Origin of the sequence: Woodsholea maritima DSM 17123, assembly GCF_000382325.1 — a bacterium.
GTDB classification, from domain to species: Bacteria; Pseudomonadota; Alphaproteobacteria; order Caulobacterales; family Maricaulaceae; genus Woodsholea; species Woodsholea maritima.
Genome location: NZ_KB908056.1, coordinates 188,308 through 207,726 on the forward strand (window position 1 = coordinate 188,308; position 19,419 = coordinate 207,726).

Here is a 19,419-nt window from a genome sequence, read left to right on the forward strand (position 1 = left end):
AGCCTTCGCATAAGGGGTTCGCACCGTATGAGCGCTTGGAGCTCCAGATTTCAATGGAAACCCACCATGGCCACCGGGATTGAGGCCATGGATATTGACCATCAGGTTCTGATCGGTCTGATGGCGGTGATCGAAACGCGCCACCACGCGGGCCAAAGCGGCGATGACATCCTGGACGCGATCATTGCGCTAGCCAATGCCACGATGGACCATTTTGCCGCTGAAGAAGCCCATATGGCCGAAGTGGAGCACCCGGCCCTGACCCGTCACGCCCTGATCCATCGCGATCTGATGGAGCGTTTTGCGGGCCATGCCGAACGCATCGGCCATGCCGGCGGACAGGCCGATGAGGCCTTCTTCAACTTCTTAGAGTTCTGGGTTCTCACTCATATCAACGGGCTGGATAAAGACTACGCTGAACTTTAGCCCTGGGGTGTTTCGTGATTTTCAGGGTCACTTGGCGCGATGTCGCTCTCATACATTCCCGCCTCAACCACATTCTCAACCTTAGGGCGGCCAAACACGTCAACCTGAGCGCTTAACGGGTGATAGACCATGCGGAAAATAACGCTAAGGACCGCCCCGCCCGCATAAAACATCCATGCGGAAAGCCCCCATTTGAACATCTGATCCAAAGTCATCGCCACCGCGCGCATCAAAGTGCCACCCAATAAGGCCACCGCGATCATTAAACCCCAGTACACAATCATCCCAGCGATATGCGAGCGATTATAAATCCAGACCATGACATGGCCTTCCATGCGCTCTAACGCTAAAATCGGCCCACGCGAGCCAATAAGCGCCCCGATGATCAGACCCATCATAATGAAAGCGAGTACAATCTGCAGGATACCATTATCCGTCGTTTTCATGAAATGGCTCACCGGCAATATCAAAATCACCAAAATGAAGAGATATATAAAAAAGGACAGAGGCCGTTTGACACCTTGATAAACAAACCAAAAAATCGAACCGATAAGCGCAACAATTAATCCGATGAACCCACCAACCTGACCTGCACTTTGCTCAGCTTCGTATTGATCTCGACTTACCCAGCGTGTCATTCTTGCCCCCCATGTACGGACATAGCTTAGTGAATACCTTATTTTTTATAGAAGATTTATGACCCCAGCATGAATAGCCCTATTTTCTTTATGGTAGGCTGCAGCACAATGTCCAAGGTCTGATTAAGACCATCCCCATAAACTGCGCGCTATGTCCCACACGCGATTGAGGCCTGCTGGCATGTCATGGCGACATTCCTTTTTACCGATCCTTGCCGGTCTGACGTGCTTAATTTTATTTTGCCTTCTGGCCTGGTTCAGCCACCTCCAGGAAGAGCGTGCGGTTGCCGTTCAACTGGAACAACGCATTCACCATATCGAACATGAAACGAATGCGCGCCTGAATGCCATCACCAGCGCCCTGGACCGCATGGCGAAACATTGGATCGCCGAAAGCGGAACGCCACGAGACTTGTGGGAAAGTGGTGCTTATCACCTGGTCGAAGACCACCCTGAACTGCGCGCTGTCGAATGGGCATCGCCCGATTTAAAGGTCCAATGGGTTGTCCCCCTTGAAGGCAATGAAGCCATCATCGGGCTCGACTTAATGTTCGAAGAAGACCGTGCCCGATCAGTACGCGAGGCCATCGAACGGCGCGACCTCTACACCACCCACGCCATTGACCTGGTTCAGGGCGGTGTGGGATTTTTGATCTATTTCCCGTTATTTTTTGAAGATGAATTTGATGGTCTCATCGTGGGGGTTATTCAAATTGACCGGGTGATCAACAGCGTTCTGGCCGAGACCGATGAGCGTTTCATCGACCTCACCGTAATGGAAAATGGGCGACAAGTCTTTGAAAGCGGGGCCCCTGGCGTTGGCAGTATGTCCACAACCCGCACGATCGAAGTTCCTGGATCGCTATGGACCATTACCGCACGGCCAAGCCAAGCCTTGATTAACGGCGAACGCAATCAGACCAGCTGGATGCTGTTGACGATCGGTTTTTTCACTGCCCTTACCCTGGGCGGGACGGTAACCGCCCTGGTAGTTTCCAATATTCGCCGCGACATTCTTATCCAGGAACGCGGCCAAGCTCTACAAGAGCTTAAAACTCATCAAGATCGCTTCGAACTGGCGGTACGCGGATCATCAGACGGAATTTGGGACTGGGACGTCAAAGAGGATGTCGCCTATTTTTCCCCCCGCTTTAAAGAGTTGTTGGGCTATAACAATGATGAATTACCCAACTCCATGAAAGCCTTAACAAAAATCTTGCACCCTGAGGACAAACGGAGCACCTATCAAGCGCTGAGCGATCACCTTGATCAAGGCATCCCCTTTAATCACCAAGTGCGCCTCAAACATAAAAACGGTCAGTATCGCTGGTTTTCAACCCGCGGCATGGCGATCCATGATGAGAGCGAAGCCCCCATTCGTATGGCGGGTTCAATCAGTGATATTACCGAATTAGTGAGCGCCCGTGAACGCGCTGAAATCGCCAATACCGCCAAGTCCGAATTCCTCGCCAATATGAGCCATGAGATCCGTACACCTATGAATGGTATTCTGGGCATGGCCCGGATTATGGAAAAGTCAGACCTTCCCGCCAGCGCCAAAGAACGCCTGCAGGTGATTTTGAACTGCGGCGACAGCTTGATGCATATTCTCAATGACATCTTGGACCTCTCCAAAATTGAGGCCGGCCAGCTGGAGATTAATAAAAGCCCCTTCGAGCTGATGCCCTTGTTGTTACGTGTCACCACGCTTTATGGCGATCAAACGCGCAAAAAGGGACTTATTTTAACGCTAAAGACCGACGAGCCAGCGTGGCGCATACGCGAGGGCGATCCCATTCGCTTGACACAATTGCTCAACAATCTCGTCTCAAATGCCTTGAAATTCACTGAAAAAGGACGAATTGACATCACGGTCAAAGCGCGCGAAGCCCACCAGAAAAATCATATTCTGATCGAAGTGCGCGATACCGGCATCGGTATGGATGAGCGCCAACAGCGCCATGTCTTTGATAAATTCGTTCAAGCCGATAGCTCCATTACCCGGCGCTTTGGGGGAACAGGCCTAGGGCTGGCCATCTGTCAGGGACTTGCGCAAAAAATGGGCGCTAAAATTTATCTTGAAAGTCGCATCGGGGTGGGAAGTACTTTCACGATCGACATTCCCATGCCCATCTTGTCCGATGGTCAACCCGAAAACAAAAGCCCCATTCGGCACACCGAAACCCTCCTGCCCATCACAGTGGCGGGGTGCCCAGCCCGCCTGTTGGCCGCCGATGATAATGCCATCAATCGTACAGTGCTCAAGACCTTCCTGGAAACCTTGGATATTGATGTGACGATCGTCAATGATGGTAAAATGGCGTTAGAGGCGTTTTATAAAAACAACTATGACCTCATACTCTTAGACATTCAAATGCCCGTCATTGACGGTGAAGAGGCACTATATTTCATGCGCGACCATGAAGCCAATAATAGGCTTGAGCCCACGCCGATTATCGCCCTGACCGCCAATGCCATGGTCGAACAGGTCCAGACCTATCTCGAACAGGGCTTTGATGCGGTGGTTGAAAAGCCTATCAATCCTCAGCGCCTCTATCAGGCTATGCGTCAAATGCTGTATTATGGCACACGCGTTCGCATCCCGACGGCCCATATCGAAACCTTTCAAAGCGAACGAGAAAAGAAAAAGGCGCCCCCTTAGAGCCGCCTTTTTCAATCTGTAATCCGTGAAATGCCTTAGCTGTCCAAGAAAGAGCGCAGCTTGCGGCTACGGCTTGGATGCTTGAGCTTACGCAGCGCCTTGGCTTCAATCTGACGGATCCGCTCACGCGTGACCGAGAATTGCTGACCCACTTCTTCCAAAGTGTGGTCGGTATTCATCCCGATACCAAAGCGCATACGCAGCACGCGCTCTTCACGCGGGGTGAGGCTGGCCAGGACCAAAGTCGTGGTTTCACGAAGGTTGGAATGGATCGCGGCATCAATCGGCAGAACCGCATTCTTATCTTCGATGAAATCGCCCAGATGGCTGTCTTCCTCGTCCCCGATCGGAGTTTCAAGGGAGATCGGCTCCTTGGCGATCTTCATGACTTTACGCACTTTTTCCAGCGGCATGGAGAGCTTTTCCGCCAGCTCTTCCGGGGTTGGCTCACGGCCAATCTCATGGAGCATCTGACGGCTGGTGCGTACGATTTTATTGATCGTTTCGATCATATGGACCGGGATACGGATCGTGCGGGCCTGATCGGCGATAGAGCGCGTGATCGCCTGACGGATCCACCAGGTCGCATAGGTGGAGAATTTATACCCGCGCCGGTATTCGAACTTATCCACCGCTTTCATCAAACCAATATTACCTTCCTGGATCAGATCCAGGAATTGCAGGCCGCGATTGGTGTATTTCTTGGCGATGGAGATCACCAAGCGCAGATTGGCCTCGACCATTTCCTTCTTGGCGACGCGCGCTTCGCGGGCCCCTTTCTGGACGGTCTGAACGATCCGGCGGAAGTCATCGACCGGCACACCACATTCTTGCGCCAATTCGGAGATTTCCCCGCGCAAGATCTCGGTCGCTTCCGCTTCACGGTCGATATATTTATCCCAGGCTTTCGATTTGCCCTTGTAAGGCTCCAGCCAGTCGGGATTAAGCTCATTGCCTTGATAGGCTTGCAGGAATTGCATGCGCGGCACGCCGTGCGCGTCGGCCATGCGAACCAGCTTACTTTCCAAGCTAATCAGACGCTTATTGATCGCATCAAGCTGTTCGACCAGCGCCTCGATCCGCGCATTGTTCAAATGCAGCGAATTCAAAGATGTCACGATGCGCTCAAACACACCGTCATAGGTTTCCTGATCTTTCGCAGCGAGATTCTTGCCCTTCAGGCGCGCCTCAACCAGCTTATCCTGCAAGCGACGGAAATTGACGAAATCGCCCGCAATCGCGTCCAGGGTTTCCATAACCCCGTCGCGCAGCTCAGCTTCCATGGCCGCGAGCGACATGTTCGCGCCATCATCATCATCGTCTTCGTCGTCTTCAGAATTCGCTTCGCCCTCTTCACCCTCTTCAGTTTCATCATCCTCAGAGCCTTCAGAGCGCGCTTTAGAGCCCTCTTCACTCTCGTCTTCAGAGGTCGTGGCGGCGGGGGCTTCGTCTTCGTCCTCCTCCTCGGCGTCTACGCCTTGGGCGAAGGCCATGGAGTTATCTTCCTTATTGCCACCCATGGTGGCATCCAGGTCGATAATATCACGCAGAAGAACCTGACCGGTCTGCAATTCTTCGCGCCAGACCATGATCGCTTCAAAGGTCAGCGGGCTTTCGCACAGCCCGCGGATCATCGCATTGCGGCCCGCCTCGATGCGCTTGGCAATCGCGATCTCACCTTCACGCGAGAGCAGCTCCACCGAGCCCATTTCGCGCAGATACATACGCACAGGGTCGTCAGTACGGTCCTGGCTGGCATTGGTGTTCTGACCCGAAACGACTTCACCGGCGCTTTTGCGTGCGACGGCCGTGGTTTTACCCTCGTCCTCGTCGTCATCGCCGTCATCATCACTCTCTGCGCCTTCGTATTCGTCTTCACTATCGACAACCGTGATGCCCATCTCTGAAAGCTGGGCCAACACGTCTTCGATTTGCTCAGAAGAAAACTCTTCAGAAGGCAGAACCTTGTTCAGCTCATCATGGGTCACATACCCACGCTTTTTCGCCGTCTTGATCATCGCCTTGACCGACTGATCGGTCAGATCGAGCAAGGGGCTGTCGCCGCTTTCTGGATTATTATCTGCTGCTTCTGTTGCCGTTTTTGTCATTCGCCGTCCCGCTCCTTTATGAGCGTTGTAAAAAGTCCGCCCACAGGGGCCATTAATCCAGACTGCCAGAACGCGTCCGGCCCTTATGAAGTCCTGCAACCATACGCTTGATTTGTTCGGATTTGCCTTCTCCGATCATCGTCTCCAGTCGCGCACGAACTTCCGCGTCTCGGCTTTTAGACTGTGTACGCTCCATATAAGATGTTGCGCGCTTTCGCCAAGCCTCGGCCCGTGCATCCAGATCTGCGTCCTCTCCCCCAAATGCGGCCCGCATGGGCGCACGATCCAGCTCCAAGCGACGTAACATGTCCTCATATCCGCGCCGAATCAATGCAGCACGAAGGCTGTCGCGGTCCGCGACATCCCCAGAGGAGCAGGCGTCTAGAATGGCGTCACCCAGGCTGTCAAGCCCATCGAAGGAAAGTTCTGCAATTGTTTCCAAGAAAATCTCAGCCAGAACGGGCCATTCGATCAAGGCCAAAATCAGTTGGCGCGCGTCAGGCGAGCTGGTTTTTTGAAGCCGGGCACGGCGTAACGCCGCGCTAGGCCCTTCTGGAACACCCTTTTTCGCGCTCCAGCTGCGGGTAAAATTTTTCTGTGGATTGCTGGCGCGCCCAAAGGCCGTTTCCAAGCGGCGATCAAATTCGGCCTTATACTCGGCCTTGATATCGGGATCGGCGATTTTCGCGGTCAGGGCGCGAAGTCGCTTGCGAAATCCCGCGCGCCGATCTGGATCGCTCAGCGGTTCTTGATCAAATTCCCGCTGCCAGAGCACATCGACCAAGGGCTTGGCCCCGGCAATAACCGCTCGCAACGCGGAAGAGCCAGCCTCACGCAGTAAATCATCAGGGTCCTGACCATCAGGCAGGAACACAAAGCGCAGGCTCCGGCCCGGCTCCAGTAAAGGCAAGGCGCGCTCCGCGGCCAGGCCCGCCGCCTTGGTGCCCGCACTATCCCCATCCAGACAGAAGACCGGCTCCGGCCCGGCCCGCCAGAGAAGGCGCAACTGGTCTTCGGTCACGGCGGTGCCCAGCGGAGCCACCGCCTGCTTCATCCCGGCGCGCGCAAAGGCGATGACATCCATATAGCCTTCCGCCACGATGACGCCTTTCAGACCCGAGGTCGGCTCGGCCACAGCTGTGCGGGCCTCAGGATAATGATAGAGCAAGCTTCCCTTGTGGAAGATCGGGGTTTCGGGCGAGTTGAGATATTTCGCGCGCGCTTCTTTATTGAGGGCGCGTCCGCCAAACCCGACCAAGCGCTTGCGCGGATCATGGATCGGGAACATCACCCGGCCGCGAAACCGGTCATAGGGCGCACCGCCATCATCGGGGGCAATCAATAGCCCGGCCTCGACCAATTCCTTCATCGGCGCGCCTTCGGCCAGCAGGAAGTCTTTCAGGGCTGAACGCCGATCGGGCGCATAACCCAGACCAAACTCGTCCCACACATCAGGATTGACCCCGCGCCGGGTCAGATATTCACGCGCGATCGCCCCATCATCACTTTTCAGCTTGCGATGGAAAAACCGTCCGGCCAACTCCATCCACTCGATAAGACCGCGCCGGCGCTCTTCTTTCTGGGCCGCTAGGGGATCGGCTTTAGGCACTTCCATGCCAGCTTCTTGAGCGAGGACTTCAATCGCCTCGCCAAACGACAAACCTTGGGTTTCTTGCAGCCAGGAAAACACATCGCCATGCTTTTGCGTGGCAAAGCAATGATAGAACCCTTTGTCATCATTGACGAAGAAAGAGGGCGTGCGTTCTTTTTTAAACGGCGACAGGCCCACGAATTCACGGCCCTGACGCTTAAGCGCAACGGTGCGACCAATCAATTCTGACGGGCGAATACGCGCTTTAATTTCATCGACAAAGCCATCAGGCACACGCATTGCATTGCTCACAAGGCCAGACCAAAGACCTTGAACCACGCATTGCGCGCGGTCAAAGCCTATTTACTGCTGAAGGTGGCAATCGCTTAGGCGTGTGCGCCCAGAAGGGATTTAATTTCGGCCCCAGCCTTGGCAAAATCCATCCGCCCGGCAAAGCGCGTTTTCAATGCGCCCATGCATTTACCCATATCTTTCAAGCCTGACGCATCCAGCTCATCGACCACGGTGCGGGCCGCGGCTTTAATTTCAGCCTCATTCATCGGCACAGGCAGATAGCTGCGCACAATCTCGGCTTCTTCACGCTCACGCTCAGACAGATCCAGACGGCCCGCATCTTCATAGGTCTGAGCGCTGTCTTCACGCTGTTTCACCAGTTTTTGCAAGATGGAGAGAATTTCACTCTCCTCACATCCCTCGCACCGATCCTCGGCACGCGCCGCGATGTCGCGGTCTTTGATCGCAGTTTGAATGAGCCGCAAGGTGCCCACGCGAAGGCTATCTTTGGCCTTCATCGCCGTTTTTACATCTTGCGTAATTTGCTCGCGCACTGACATTGTTTTCCAACCTCAAGGGCTTGCGCAGTGATTTTCTGCTAACCCTTTAAAAATCCAACCGTATTTTTGCGAAGCTAAGAACTTGACCTTGCTTCATCACTCCCTTACCGTCCGCGCGTTTATCTGCCCCCAGGCGGGGCAGTGCTGATCCCAGCGGAACGTCACAGGCGGTGCACTAAGGAGCGGGCAAATATGCCGGATACGATCAAGAATCAAGACCAGGACCGTTCAACTCTTACCACGAGCCCCCTTGCCACAGGCTTAATCGTGCTTTCCGACGGGACGGTTTATCGCGGATTTGGCGCAGGCACAACGGGCCAAGCCCTTGGCGAAGTTTGCTTTAATACCGCCATGACCGGGCATCAGGAAATTCTGGCTGACCCCTCTTATGCGGGTCAAATTTTATGCTTCACATTTCCGCATATCGGCAATGTCGGGGCGAATAGTGAAGATGAAGAGGCCAGTTGTGGGCGCGCGCAACGCGCCGCCGTCGGCATGATCGCGAAATCTGAAATCACCGCGCCGGCCAACTGGCGCGCCAGCCAAACCTTCAATGAATGGCTGCTCACCCGCGGCATCATCGCCGTCACCGGCGTCGACACCCGCGCGCTGACCCGTAAGCTACGCGTTGAGGGCATGCAGATCGCCGCCATCGCGCACGCCAAAGACGGTCACTTCGATATTGAGGCCCTTAAAGCCCTCGCCAAAAATGCGCCCACCATGGAAGGCAAGGAATTGGCCCGTGATGTGACGCGCGAGGAAGCAGGTGATTGGAAAGAAGGCGACTGGGATTGGCCCAATGGCTTTAAAAATGGCCCTGAAGACGGACCCAAAGTCGTCGTGCTCGACTATGGCGTGAAGTCGAACATTCTGCGTCGTTTGACCTCTGCGGGTGCGCATGTCGTGGTCAAGCCGGGTTCGGCTTCGGCTGAAGAGGTATTGGCTGAAAACCCGGATGGTGTTGTCGTTTCTAACGGCCCCGGCGATCCAGCGGCGACCGGCGAATATGCGTTGGAGACCCTGCGCGCCCTCTTGGACAAAAACATTCCGATGTTGGGCATTTGTCTGGGCCATCAAATGCTGGCGCTGGCCCTGGGCGCGAAGACGTTGAAAATGGCCCAAGGCCACCATGGCGCAAACCATCCGGTGAAGAATTTCGATACCGGTCAGGTGGAAATCGTCTCCATGAACCATGGCTTTGCCGTGGATGGTGACAGCCTGCCCGCCAACGCACAACAGACCCATATCTCTTTGTTTGATGGGACGAATTGTGGCTTCAAGCTGAACGACAAGCCTGTGTTTGCCGTACAACACCACCCTGAAGCCAGCCCTGGCCCGCAAGACTCTTTCAATGTTTTTGAGGGTTTCATTGAGGCTATCAAGGCGCGTTAAAATTAGTCTTTTCTAAATTACACCTCAGCTAAGACGCGCTATAGTTAATCTGTCGCGCGTCTTTTTGTAAGCGCGCACAGGCATAAGGGGAATGCCATGTCGCTGCGTCGGATTTTGTTGAGTGCGGTTTTCACCACCGCGGCCTTGGCCGTTGCAGGATGTGGCGGTGGGGGCGGCTCCTCTGGGGGCACGCCCGTGATCACGCCGCCTCCCCCACCGCCGCCACCTCCCCCCCCTCCTCCGCCGCCCCCTCCGCCACCGCCACCGCCCGCGAGTGCATTCGAGACGGCAGAGTATAATTACCAAGACGGCCTCGGTGTCATTCACGCCTCCTCTGCCTATGCCAAAGGGGCCAGCGGTGAAGGCGTGTTGGTTGCTGTCATCGATAGCGGGGCCAACCGCACCCATCCCGATCTAGCGGGACAGTTTTCCTCAGCCTCAACCGATATTGTCGCCAATCGCGGCGTGACGGATATCGATGGTCACGGCACGGCTGTGTCCGGAGTTATTGCCGCACTAAAGAACAATCAGGGTGCACATGGGGTCGCCTATAATGCTCAGATCCTTGCCATCCGCACTGACGAGGTTGGCAGTTGCGAAGAAGATGGCGGTGAGGGCTGTAATTTCACAGACACCGATGTTGCGGCAGCCATTGATTATGCGCGCACGCATGGGGCCAAAGTGATCAATCTCTCTCTCGGCGGAGAATCCAGCAGTTCAGATTATCTCACCGCGACCTTTGCCGCGATGCGCCGTGCTGTTTATGAGGGCATTTTCATCGTCGTGTCATCGGGCAACCAAGGTGATGACGAAGACACCCCCTCACCGAGCCCGTCTTTCCCCGCGACCTTTGCCGGCGATTCTGGCGCGTTCGGATTTGCGGTCGCCGTCGGATCTGTCGATGATAATGGCGTCATCTCAGATTTCTCTTATCGCGCCCAAGGCTATGAAAATTATTTTCTTGTGGCACCCGGTGAAAGGGTTGAAACCCCTTATCTCGACGAAGATTATGTGCGCGCCAGTGGCACATCCTTTGCCGCCCCGCATGTCGCTGGGGCCTTGGCGCTGATCTTAGATGCTTTCCCGAACCTGCAAGGCAATGACGCGCTCGACATCCTGTTTGAGAGCGCGCGCGATCTGGGTTCACCGGGCGCGGATTCGACCTATGGCCGCGGCCTGATTGATCTCGAAGCGGCCTTCCGCCCCTTAGGAACCACCAATGTCGCGATGGCCAAAAGTTCAGCGCCCGTGTCCACCGATATTGTGTTTGCCCGCCCTGAAGGGGCCAGCGGCGATTGGATCTGGAACAGTGGCCTGTTTGCCGCTTCGGTATTGCGCGATAAATATAATCGGCCTTTCACCTTCGATCCTGCCGCGCCTGAAGCCTCCGCCGATACCAGTGTTGCGATACTTGAAAACGCGGCCCATCAGCAATTGGCGCAGGTTAAATCCGTAGGCGCAGGCCCGCTAGGCGTGACCTTACGTCTGGATGAAGATCGTCCCCATCCGCTTAAAAACTTGCCCGAAGAGCTCAACAAGGCTCAACCCGATATGATGATCCGCTTTTCCCAAGGTGATCTGACTTTGGAGGCGGGCCGTGGCTTTGCGCCGCGCGCGCCGCTACCGGGCGCGGGTCAATCTCACCTTTCCAGCACCCATTTCACGGGCGCGGCGGCCAGCCTCGCCGATCAACGCGATTGGGTGGCTGTGGGGTATGATTTTGACAATCTGACCGTGTCGCTGCGCGCGGCCGGTCATGACGGTGAAGGCTTCAGTGCGGCGGCCCTGACCTATCATTTCGATGATCAAGCCATCGGCTTTGAAGTCGGCCAAGCCCAAGAGCGTGACCGCGCGCTGGGCGGCAATTTTGCGGCCCGCTTCGGCGAAGACGATCACACCCGCTCCACTTTCACCGCCCTCCAATGGCACGGCAATTTGCCCGCCGGGTGGCAAGGGGCTGCACGCTTTGAGATGGCCAATGCCAACCTCACCCTGCCCGCCGGGCTTCAGCTTCACGAGGATGTGTGGGCCAGCGCCTGGAGCTTTGGGGCCGATCGCGCCTTCATGGGCGGACGCTTTGGCGTCACACTGGCTCAACCCCTTCGCGTAGAAAGCGGCAGCGTGCGCGCCGATATTGCCGTTAGCGTTGATCGTAAAACTGATCTGGCGGTCTATGAAACCCGCACCGCCAGCCTGACCCCATCAGGACGCGAACTATCCATGGAAGCCAGTTATCGCTGGGCCATTAATGATCGCCTGGATGCGGGTGTATCGCTGCGCCAAACTTTTGAGCCTAATCACCGCCGCGATGAAGGCTCCCAAAGCCTGGTCTGGTTTGGTGTGAAGTCGAACTTCTAGTATGCGGCACTAATTATCACCCTCGAGGGTGGGGGCTGCGGCTCCCTCCTCGCGGACAAACTCCAAAATATCACCGGGCTGACAATCAAGCGTATCGCAAATCGCGATCAGTGTTGAAAAGCGCACGCCCTTGATGCGCCCGGTCTTGATCTGGGATAGCGCCTGTTCAGACACGCCAATCACTTCGGCCAATTCCTTGGACCGCATCTTACGCTTGGCCAGCATAACATCGAGATTGACGACAATACGCATCGATTACAAAAAGCTTTCCACTTCTTCTTGAGCTTTTTGAGCCCGCACCAGCATATGCGTGATCAAGAAGAACACGCCCGCGACAAAAACTTCCCAGAGGGTGTTGCTGCCAAACATCAAGGACATCACACCTTCGGCCTCAGGCGCGTTGACACTCATCCACACAATGACGGCTGCTCGTGTAAAGGGCGCAAGAATGGCCGAAATTAAAATGCACATCGCAAAGGCGCGAAACGCCTGAATGGCTTTCAAAGAAAATAAAGCACCGGTGATACTGCTTTGAAAGTATAAGAATATTCTCATCAAGCCATAAATCGAAATCGCATCTGAAAGACTATCCAACACCAGACCGATCAGCCGGACCTTTATCGTGAACCAGCTGGGGTCGATCACAACCCCCGGCACATCCCAGAACAGGGTGCCCGTGGGTAAGTCCCAGAACCAGTCATAAAGCCGCAAACCGATCAGGGCGACACAGCCAATCGCGATGATAGCCTGCAATATGCGGGCAATGATGCGCATCATGGCCAGTTGGGGGGGATGAGACACCAGCATCTAAAGAAAGCTATCCACTTCATCTTGATGGACTTTGGAAATCTCAAGAGCATAGCTAAACCAGATAAACATCAGCCCAACTCCGGCTTGCCACAACAGGCGAAGTGAAGGATCCACCATCCACACCGTATCCGCGATCGGGGAAAAACTGGTGATATAGGCCATCACCAAGCTGCCTTGGATGGGCTCTAACAACGCTGAGATCAAAACGCCCAAAGCAAAGATCCGAAAACTGCGAATCGCCGTAATCGTAAAAGGGTCGCCATCAATAACCGCTTGAAAAAACTTGCGAACATACCATAGCCCTACCAAGGCTGGCACACAGGCCACACACATAATCACCGCTAAACCAACACGCGCGGCCAGACCCATCTGGCCCACGGTTTGACTGAGTTGAGGATAATCAAAAGCCACTTCCAAAAAGGTTTGCGTGTAAACAAATCCGGCCAGGTGAGACGCCACCAGAATTAAAATCCAAATCAGGGATGAAACTTTCAGTACGCGCGCGATCCATTTCATACGGCCTGAAGGAAAGTTCGAATTTAGCATTGCCGTGACCAAAGCACACCCCAGAAATTAAAGTTTTACTTTAATTTTCATCATAGATATATGAATTCATACCCCAGCTTGCGCCCGGCGCAAAGCCAGTCATGCGCCAAGATCACGCCAGTTTTATGTCCATAGACATCATCCCCTTAGGGACCTGCAGTCATACCCACCCCTCGTCCAAGTGTTATGGGATCAAAAATCACTGGCCTCCCCCCTCGCCAAGCCAGCATTTTCGGGTTAAGCCTTCCGCTCACGATCTATTTCCATACACCTTCGCGCTTGGTCCCGCCCCTCGGGCCCCGGTATGCGAGGGCGCGCGCACGTGAGCCAAGCCCATGCCCAAAAGAACTGACCTGAAATCCATCCTGATCATCGGCGCTGGACCCATCGTTATCGGCCAAGCCTGTGAGTTTGACTATTCTGGCGTCCAGGCGGTGAAAGCCCTGCGCGCGGAAGGGTATCGGGTGATCCTGGTCAATTCCAACCCCGCCACCATCATGACGGACCCGGATCTGGCCGATGCGACCTATATCGAGCCGATCACGCCGGAGATGGTCGCCAAGGTGATCGAGAAAGAGCGCCCCGATGCGCTGCTGCCGACCATGGGCGGGCAAACCGCGCTCAATTGTGCGCTGGAGCTGGAGCGCCGCGGGGTTCTTGATCTTTTCAATGTGGAGATGATCGGGGCCAAGGCCGATGTGATTGACAAGGCCGAAGACCGGGAACGCTTCCGCCAGGCCATGGATAAGATCGGGCTGGAATCCCCACGCTCCCGCACCGTGAATAATCTGATCGAAGCTGAAACTGTGATGGAAGAGCTGGGCCTTCCCTGCGTGATCCGTCCGTCCTTCACCCTGGGCGGTACGGGCGGCGGTATCGCCTATAATATCGAAGAATTCCGCGAGATCATTGCCTCGGGTCTCTATGCCAGCCCGGTCAATGAAGTGCTGGTCGAAGAATCCGTTCTGGGCTGGAAAGAATATGAGATGGAAGTCGTTCGCGATAAGAACGATAACTGCATCATCATCTGCTCGATCGAAAACTTGGACCCGATGGGTGTGCATACGGGTGATTCGATCACCGTCGCCCCGGCCATGACCCTGACCGATAAAGAATATCAGCGCATGCGCTCGGCCTCGATTGCGGTCTTGCGTGAAATCGGCGTCGAAACCGGCGGCTCCAACGTCCAATTCGCGGTCAATCCCAAAGATGGCCGCATGGTCGTCATCGAGATGAACCCGCGCGTGTCACGCTCGTCGGCCTTGGCCTCAAAAGCCACCGGCTTTCCGATTGCCAAGGTCGCCGCAAAGCTGGCGGTCGGATATACGCTCGACGAGATCGACAACGAAATCACCGGCGGGGCGATGCCAGCATCCTTTGAGCCGACGATTGACTATGTCGTAACTAAAATTCCACGCTTTGCCTTTGAGAAATACCCAGGCGCCGAAGCCAAGCTGTCGACCTCGATGAAGTCTGTCGGCGAAGCCATGGCCATGGGCCGCACCTTCCAGGAATCGCTACAAAAGGCTTTGCGCTCTTTGGAAACCGGGCTGTCGGGTCTCGATGAGATTGAGATCCCCGGCTATGACAGCGCCGAAGATGGCGCGGGTCGTCACCAAGCCGTTCTCAGCCTGTTGGCCCAGCCCACCCCGGATCGCCTGCGCGTGATCGCTCAAGCCTTGCGTGCGGGCCTCAGCGTCGAGCAGATCCACAATGCCTGCGCCTATGAGCCTTGGTTCCTGCGTCAAATCGAAGAGATCATCCAGGTAGAGGAAGATCTTTCTACCCTGGGCCTTCCGGATACGGCCGAAGCGATGCGTAAGCTCAAATCCATGGGCTTTGGCGATGCGCGCCTGGCCAAGCTGACCGGTCAGAGCGAAAAGGCCGTACGGGCCCATCGCCGCGCCCTGGGCGTGCGCCCGGTCTATAAGCGGGTAGACACCTGCGCGGCGGAGTTCGAATCCGTCACCCCTTACATGTACTCCACCTATGAAGTGCCTGGGGCCTTTGCTGAACCTGAAGATGAAGCCCAGCCGAGCGATCGCAAGAAGGCGATCATTCTGGGCGGTGGTCCGAACCGGATCGGTCAAGGGATCGAGTTTGACTATTGCTGCTGTCACGCGGCCTTTGCCTTTGCCGAGATGGATATCGAATCCATCATGGTCAATTGTAACCCCGAAACCGTCTCTACCGATTATGACACGGCAGACCGGCTGTATTTCGAGCCGCTGACCGCCGAAGACGTGCTGGAGCTGATCGAGACCGAACGCTCCAATGGCGAATTGCTGGGCGTCGTCGTGCAATATGGCGGTCAAACGCCGTTGAAACTGGCCGCCGCCTTGGAAGAGGCCGGGATCCCGATCCTGGGCACTCAGCCGGACGCGATTGACCTGGCTGAAGACCGCGAGCGCTTCAAGGCGCTACTCGACAAGCTGGGCCTGAAGCAACCGCCCAATGCCATCGTCAAATCCGAAGATGGTGCGCGTGAAGCGGCCAAAACCTTGGGCTTCCCGCTGGTACTGCGCCCGTCTTACGTCCTGGGCGGACGTGCGATGGAGATCGTGCGCGATAGCGAAAGCCTGGAGCGTTATATCCGCGACGCCGTCAATGTCTCTGGCGATACGCCGCTCTTGATCGACCGCTATTTGACCGACGCCTCTGAAGTCGATGTCGATGCGATTTGTGACGGTGAAGAGGTTTGGGTCGCCGGCGTGATGGAGCATATCGAAGAGGCCGGCGTGCACTCGGGCGATAGCGCCTGTTCGCTGCCACCTTATTCCTTGAGCGATGAGATAATCGCAGAGTTGAAGCGTCAAACGGAAGCGCTGGCCATGGCCATCGGCGTTAAAGGCCTGATGAATGTTCAGTTCGCGGTCAAAGACGGCGAGATCTTCCTGATCGAGGTCAATCCGCGCGCCTCGCGCACCGTGCCTTTCGTCGCCAAGGCCCTGGGTGGGCCTGTCGCCGCGATCGCCGCCAAAGTCATGGCGGGGGCCAAGTTGAAAGACTGCACCCTGCCCTCAACCAACCCTGAGCATATCTCCGTCAAAGAAGCCGTGATGCCCTTTGCGCGCTTCCAAAATGTTGACCCGATGTTGGGCCCTGAGATGCGCTCAACCGGTGAGGTGATGGGCATCGACACCCGCTTTGAAGCTGCCTTTGCCAAGGCGGAGCTGGGGGCGGGCGTGGCGCTGCCGCGTACCGGCGGCGTCTTCGTGTCCTTGAAGGACAGCGATAAGGCCGCGATGATCGAGCCCTGCCGCATGCTGACACAAATGGGCCTGACGTTAATGGCCACGGGCGGTACGGCAACCACCCTTCAAGAGGCGGGCGTCGAGGTCAAACGCGTCAATAAGGTCTTTGAAGGGCGTCCACACATCGTTGACGCCATCAAGAACGGTGAAGTACAGTTGATTTTCAACACCACCGAAGGGCGACAGTCACAAATTGACAGCTACTCCATTCGCCGTACAGCGTTGGAAATGCGGGTACCTTGCTACACGACGGCCTCGGCCAGCCGTGCAGCTGTGAAATCACTTGCAGCGATTGACGCAGGAGAGCTTGAACCGCGCCCCTTGCAATCCTATCGTAAGTAATGACTTGATCGCGCCACTCCTGCAGGGCTAATCTCCTGCGTTCGTTAAAGCGAGACGAACATTCATGAACAAAATTCCAATGACCGTTGAGGGTCACCAGGCCCTCGACGATGAACTCAAACACTTGAAAGCTGTGGAACGTCCCGCAGTGATTGCGGCTATCTCTGAAGCCCGCGAGCATGGCGATCTTTCTGAGAACGCTGAATATCATGCTGCGAAAGAGCGCCAAGGCTATATCGAAGGCCGCGTGCAAGAGCTTGAAGACAAGCTGGCGCGCGCCCAGGTTATCGATGTGTCGAAGATGAGCGGCGATCAAGTAAAATTTGGGGCCACGGTCACGGTGATCGATGAAGATACCGAGGAAGAGGCCAGCTACAAAATCGTCGGCGACGATGAGTCCGATGTAAGATCGGGCAAAATCTCGCTGTCATCTCCGATCGCGCGTGCGCTGATCAATAAAGAGGTCGGCGATATTGTCGAGTTTAACGCCCCCGGCGGGGTCAAATCCTATGAGATCTTGAAGGTGGAGTGGGTCTAACCCCTTCCTCCGTCCCTGCCTTTTTCGCGATCAAGCAAAAACCCCCGGCGTTTACGCCGGGGGTTTTGTTTGGCCCTGATGATAGGGGTTCGGGCTCTATCGGGCCAAACCGGGAAGATGCTCAGCCGGATCCAGGGCCTCGCCATTATGATAGACTTCGACATGCAGATGCGGCCCGGTCGACAATCCCGTCGTGCCGACATAGCCAATGACATCGCCGACATGGACGCTATCGCCTTCGCTCACCGCAAAGCCTTGCATATGGGCATAGACGGTCTGCCAGCCTTCGCCATGGTCTAAAACCAACAGATTGCCATAGCGCTCATGCGCTTGGGTTTTGATCACCCGTCCCGGCGCAGGTGCGATAATTTCAGTGCCTTCAGCGGCCTTGATGTCATGACCGCGGTGGAAACGCGGCACATCCAGCTGCGGTAAATCCCGCGGGCCAAAGCGCGAGGTAGTTTCCCCCACCAAGGGGCTGGCGGTAAAGGCCACCGGGCCGGAAGCCGCCAGATAGATATAGCTGATCTGGGCAAGCGCCAGCGGGGTCATCACCCCGGCCAGAAACACACTGATCGCGGCCATCAGGCCCATTCGGTTCGGGGTCGGTTTTAAAAGCGCAGTCAAACGCATGGTCAAAGCCTTTTTACTATCTACGCCAAATCCCATCGCAGGCGAGATCCCCGAACCGACCCGCACCACGTCCAGCAAGGTACGGGCGTAGCGGCGCACCTCTGTCTGATCTGAAAACAGTTTCAAGGCCGCACGATCACAGGCCTGCTCAACGCCCACACGGCGCTGGCGCTCGAGTGCGAACCAAAAGGGGTTGAACCACAGCGCGCAGCCGATCAGGCGCAGCGCAAGCGTTTTGATCCAATCGTTACGGCAGATATGGCTCAACTCATGCGCCAGGATCAGGGCGAGCTGATCACGCGATACACTCTCATACACCGCACGCGGTATCATGATCTGCGCGCATCCCAGGCCACAGGTGAACGGGCTTAAACGCCCCTCTATCAGACCCAGGCGCGCAGTCCTCGCCAGCCCCAGGCGTGATGACAAAGCGCTTAGCTGATCTTGCATTTCCTGCGGTGCAGGTATGGCAGCGCGTAGGAGCGCGATCAGGCGCAGCTCGCGGCGCACTTCCAACCCGAAACGCATAAGCCCGCCCAGGCCCCATAGGCTGACCCCAAGAAGGGACCAAGGCACAGACAGGCCGGATGCAGACACCGCCGGTCCAGGCTTTACGTTCAAGACATAAGGCTCAGGCGTATCAAAGCCCATCATCACAGGGCCAGGATGCGGCAGATGCGCCATGACCCCCGGCAACACACTCATCAAGAGCAGCGGCAACATTACGCTGACAAGGCCCAGCGCCCACAGGCTTTCGCGGCGCGGCTCTGATCCCCCATTTAAACGGCTTAAAGCGCCATAACTCAGCGCCCCAATAGGAAGGCTGAGGCCCAGGGCGAGGAGAAGATCGCTCATGCGCCCTCCCCTTGCGATGTGGGCTCGTTCAACAGGCCCTCAAGCTCGGCCAGATCATCGGCGCTCAACAGGGGGCTCTCAGCAAAGGCTGACGCGGCAATCGGGGCGTCCAGATCGAAAACCTGAGCCGAAAATGTCCGCACCATGGCGCTTAACACCTTGGCTTTGCTGTACGTCGCGGTGAAGACCGCAAGGCCATGCACCGCTTCACGCGCGATCAAGCCCTTTTCCGCCATCCGGGTTAACAGCGTGCGCGTGGTGGAATAGGACCAGTCTTGCGCGGCCCCGATCTGATCTTGCACCTCACGCGCGCTTTGTGGCCCATGATGCCAGAGCACTTTCAAAATCGCCATTTCACTGGGGCTAGGGGCCGTTTGCATGTCTACCTCGTCATAACATTGCTACAGATGTA

The 19,419-nt window shown here is 56.0% G+C and carries 15 protein-coding genes; 6 read left to right on the forward strand and 9 right to left on the reverse strand.

The annotated features are described in order from the left end of the window. The first annotated feature begins 27 nt into the window (after positions 1 to 27). The gene (locus H151_RS16755; protein ID WP_019959748.1) at positions 28 to 426 is read left to right on the forward strand and encodes a bacteriohemerythrin; all 399 of its coding nucleotides are present in this window, start codon (positions 28 to 30) and stop codon (positions 424 to 426) included. On the opposite strand, the gene H151_RS0100985 is transcribed toward H151_RS16755, so the two are convergent. Next, positions 423 to 872: a hypothetical protein gene (locus H151_RS0100985; protein ID WP_156823327.1), complete on the reverse strand. Its 450-nt coding sequence runs from the start codon at positions 870 to 872 to the stop codon at positions 423 to 425. The two genes, H151_RS16755 and H151_RS0100985, sit on opposite strands and share 4 nt — an antisense overlap. 373 nt (positions 873 to 1,245) lie before the next feature. Here H151_RS0100985 and H151_RS0100990 point away from each other — a divergent pair, with 373 nt between their 5' ends. Then, positions 1,246 to 3,726 (forward strand): ATP-binding protein, encoded by a 2,481-nt coding sequence (locus H151_RS0100990; RefSeq protein WP_019959750.1) that lies wholly within the window; start codon positions 1,246 to 1,248, stop codon positions 3,724 to 3,726. Positions 3,727 to 3,761: 35 nt separating this feature from the next. On the opposite strand, the gene rpoD is transcribed toward H151_RS0100990, so the two are convergent. The 3 genes from rpoD to H151_RS0101005 all read right to left on the reverse strand — a co-directional run bounded on the left by rpoD (position 3,762) and on the right by H151_RS0101005 (position 8,279). After that, on the reverse strand, positions 3,762 to 5,834 hold the full coding sequence (gene rpoD, locus H151_RS0100995; protein WP_019959751.1) for an RNA polymerase sigma factor RpoD: 2,073 nt from the start codon (positions 5,832 to 5,834) through the stop codon (positions 3,762 to 3,764). Between the two features lie 52 nt (positions 5,835 to 5,886). Further along, positions 5,887 to 7,725, reverse strand: coding sequence for a DNA primase (dnaG, locus tag H151_RS0101000; protein ID WP_019959752.1), 1,839 nt, complete (start codon positions 7,723 to 7,725; stop codon positions 5,887 to 5,889). A gap of 86 nt (positions 7,726 to 7,811) precedes the next feature. Then, positions 7,812 to 8,279 (reverse strand): GatB/YqeY domain-containing protein, encoded by a 468-nt coding sequence (locus H151_RS0101005; RefSeq protein WP_019959753.1) that lies wholly within the window; start codon positions 8,277 to 8,279, stop codon positions 7,812 to 7,814. Positions 8,280 to 8,471: 192 nt separating this feature from the next. Here H151_RS0101005 and carA point away from each other — a divergent pair, with 192 nt between their 5' ends. Both carA and H151_RS0101015 read left to right on the forward strand, forming a co-directional pair. After that, positions 8,472 to 9,671, forward strand: a complete 1,200-nt coding sequence (gene carA, locus H151_RS0101010) for a glutamine-hydrolyzing carbamoyl-phosphate synthase small subunit (RefSeq protein ID WP_019959754.1) — start codon at positions 8,472 to 8,474, stop codon at positions 9,669 to 9,671. A 96-nt stretch (positions 9,672 to 9,767) separates the two neighbouring features. Continuing rightward, positions 9,768 to 12,029, forward strand: a complete 2,262-nt coding sequence (locus H151_RS0101015) for a S8 family peptidase (RefSeq protein ID WP_019959755.1) — start codon at positions 9,768 to 9,770, stop codon at positions 12,027 to 12,029. Between the two features lie 9 nt (positions 12,030 to 12,038). Here H151_RS0101015 and H151_RS0101020 read toward each other — a convergent pair whose 3' ends face one another. From H151_RS0101020 to H151_RS0101030, 3 genes are read right to left on the reverse strand one after another with little or no spacing between them, the layout of a single operon-like run. After that, a complete protein-coding gene (locus tag H151_RS0101020; RefSeq protein WP_019959756.1) occupies positions 12,039 to 12,281 on the reverse strand; it encodes a helix-turn-helix domain-containing protein in 243 nt (80 codons plus the stop codon). A gap of 3 nt (positions 12,282 to 12,284) precedes the next feature. Then, positions 12,285 to 12,836: a hypothetical protein gene (locus H151_RS0101025; RefSeq protein WP_019959757.1), complete on the reverse strand. Its 552-nt coding sequence runs from the start codon at positions 12,834 to 12,836 to the stop codon at positions 12,285 to 12,287. Then, positions 12,837 to 13,355, reverse strand: a complete 519-nt coding sequence (locus H151_RS0101030) for a hypothetical protein (RefSeq protein WP_019959758.1) — start codon at positions 13,353 to 13,355, stop codon at positions 12,837 to 12,839. Positions 13,356 to 13,720: 365 nt separating this feature from the next. On the opposite strand from H151_RS0101030, the gene carB reads away from it, so the two are divergent. After that, positions 13,721 to 16,981, forward strand: coding sequence for a carbamoyl-phosphate synthase large subunit (gene carB, locus H151_RS0101035; protein WP_019959759.1), 3,261 nt, complete (start codon positions 13,721 to 13,723; stop codon positions 16,979 to 16,981). A 64-nt stretch (positions 16,982 to 17,045) separates the two neighbouring features. After that, complete coding sequence (greA, locus tag H151_RS0101040; protein ID WP_026353748.1) at positions 17,046 to 17,519, forward strand: transcription elongation factor GreA; 474 nt, start codon at positions 17,046 to 17,048, stop codon at positions 17,517 to 17,519. Positions 17,520 to 17,615: 96 nt separating this feature from the next. On the opposite strand, the gene H151_RS0101045 is transcribed toward greA, so the two are convergent. Next, the gene (locus H151_RS0101045; protein ID WP_019959761.1) at positions 17,616 to 19,007 is read right to left on the reverse strand and encodes a M23/M56 family metallopeptidase; all 1,392 of its coding nucleotides are present in this window, start codon (positions 19,005 to 19,007) and stop codon (positions 17,616 to 17,618) included. Beyond that, positions 19,004 to 19,387 (reverse strand): BlaI/MecI/CopY family transcriptional regulator, encoded by a 384-nt coding sequence (locus H151_RS0101050; protein WP_019959762.1) that lies wholly within the window; start codon positions 19,385 to 19,387, stop codon positions 19,004 to 19,006. Before H151_RS0101050 ends, H151_RS0101045 begins: the two co-directional genes overlap by 4 nt. Positions 19,388 to 19,419: the final 32 nt, after the last annotated feature.

Excerpts from the sequence above, each read along its gene's own strand:
- H151_RS16755 (WP_019959748.1), top strand. The coding sequence starts at position 28 with ATGAGCGCTTGGAGCTCCAGATTTCAATGGAAACCCACCATGGCCACC.
- H151_RS0100985 (WP_156823327.1), bottom strand. The coding sequence starts at position 872 with ATGAAAACGACGGATAATGGTATCCTGCAGATTGTACTCGCTTTCATT.
- H151_RS0100990 (WP_019959750.1), top strand. The coding sequence starts at position 1,246 with ATGTCATGGCGACATTCCTTTTTACCGATCCTTGCCGGTCTGACGTGC.
- rpoD (WP_019959751.1), bottom strand. The coding sequence starts at position 5,834 with ATGACAAAAACGGCAACAGAAGCAGCAGATAATAATCCAGAAAGCGGC.
- dnaG (WP_019959752.1), bottom strand. The coding sequence starts at position 7,725 with ATGCGTGTGCCTGATGGCTTTGTCGATGAAATTAAAGCGCGTATTCGC.
- H151_RS0101005 (WP_019959753.1), bottom strand. The coding sequence starts at position 8,279 with ATGTCAGTGCGCGAGCAAATTACGCAAGATGTAAAAACGGCGATGAAG.
- carA (WP_019959754.1), top strand. The coding sequence starts at position 8,472 with ATGCCGGATACGATCAAGAATCAAGACCAGGACCGTTCAACTCTTACC.
- H151_RS0101015 (WP_019959755.1), top strand. The coding sequence starts at position 9,768 with ATGTCGCTGCGTCGGATTTTGTTGAGTGCGGTTTTCACCACCGCGGCC.
- H151_RS0101020 (WP_019959756.1), bottom strand. The coding sequence starts at position 12,281 with ATGCGTATTGTCGTCAATCTCGATGTTATGCTGGCCAAGCGTAAGATG.
- H151_RS0101025 (WP_019959757.1), bottom strand. The coding sequence starts at position 12,836 with ATGCTGGTGTCTCATCCCCCCCAACTGGCCATGATGCGCATCATTGCC.
- H151_RS0101030 (WP_019959758.1), bottom strand. The coding sequence starts at position 13,355 with ATGAAATGGATCGCGCGCGTACTGAAAGTTTCATCCCTGATTTGGATT.
- carB (WP_019959759.1), top strand. The coding sequence starts at position 13,721 with ATGCCCAAAAGAACTGACCTGAAATCCATCCTGATCATCGGCGCTGGA.
- greA (WP_026353748.1), top strand. The coding sequence starts at position 17,046 with ATGAACAAAATTCCAATGACCGTTGAGGGTCACCAGGCCCTCGACGAT.
- H151_RS0101045 (WP_019959761.1), bottom strand. The coding sequence starts at position 19,007 with ATGAGCGATCTTCTCCTCGCCCTGGGCCTCAGCCTTCCTATTGGGGCG.
- H151_RS0101050 (WP_019959762.1), bottom strand. The coding sequence starts at position 19,387 with ATGCAAACGGCCCCTAGCCCCAGTGAAATGGCGATTTTGAAAGTGCTC.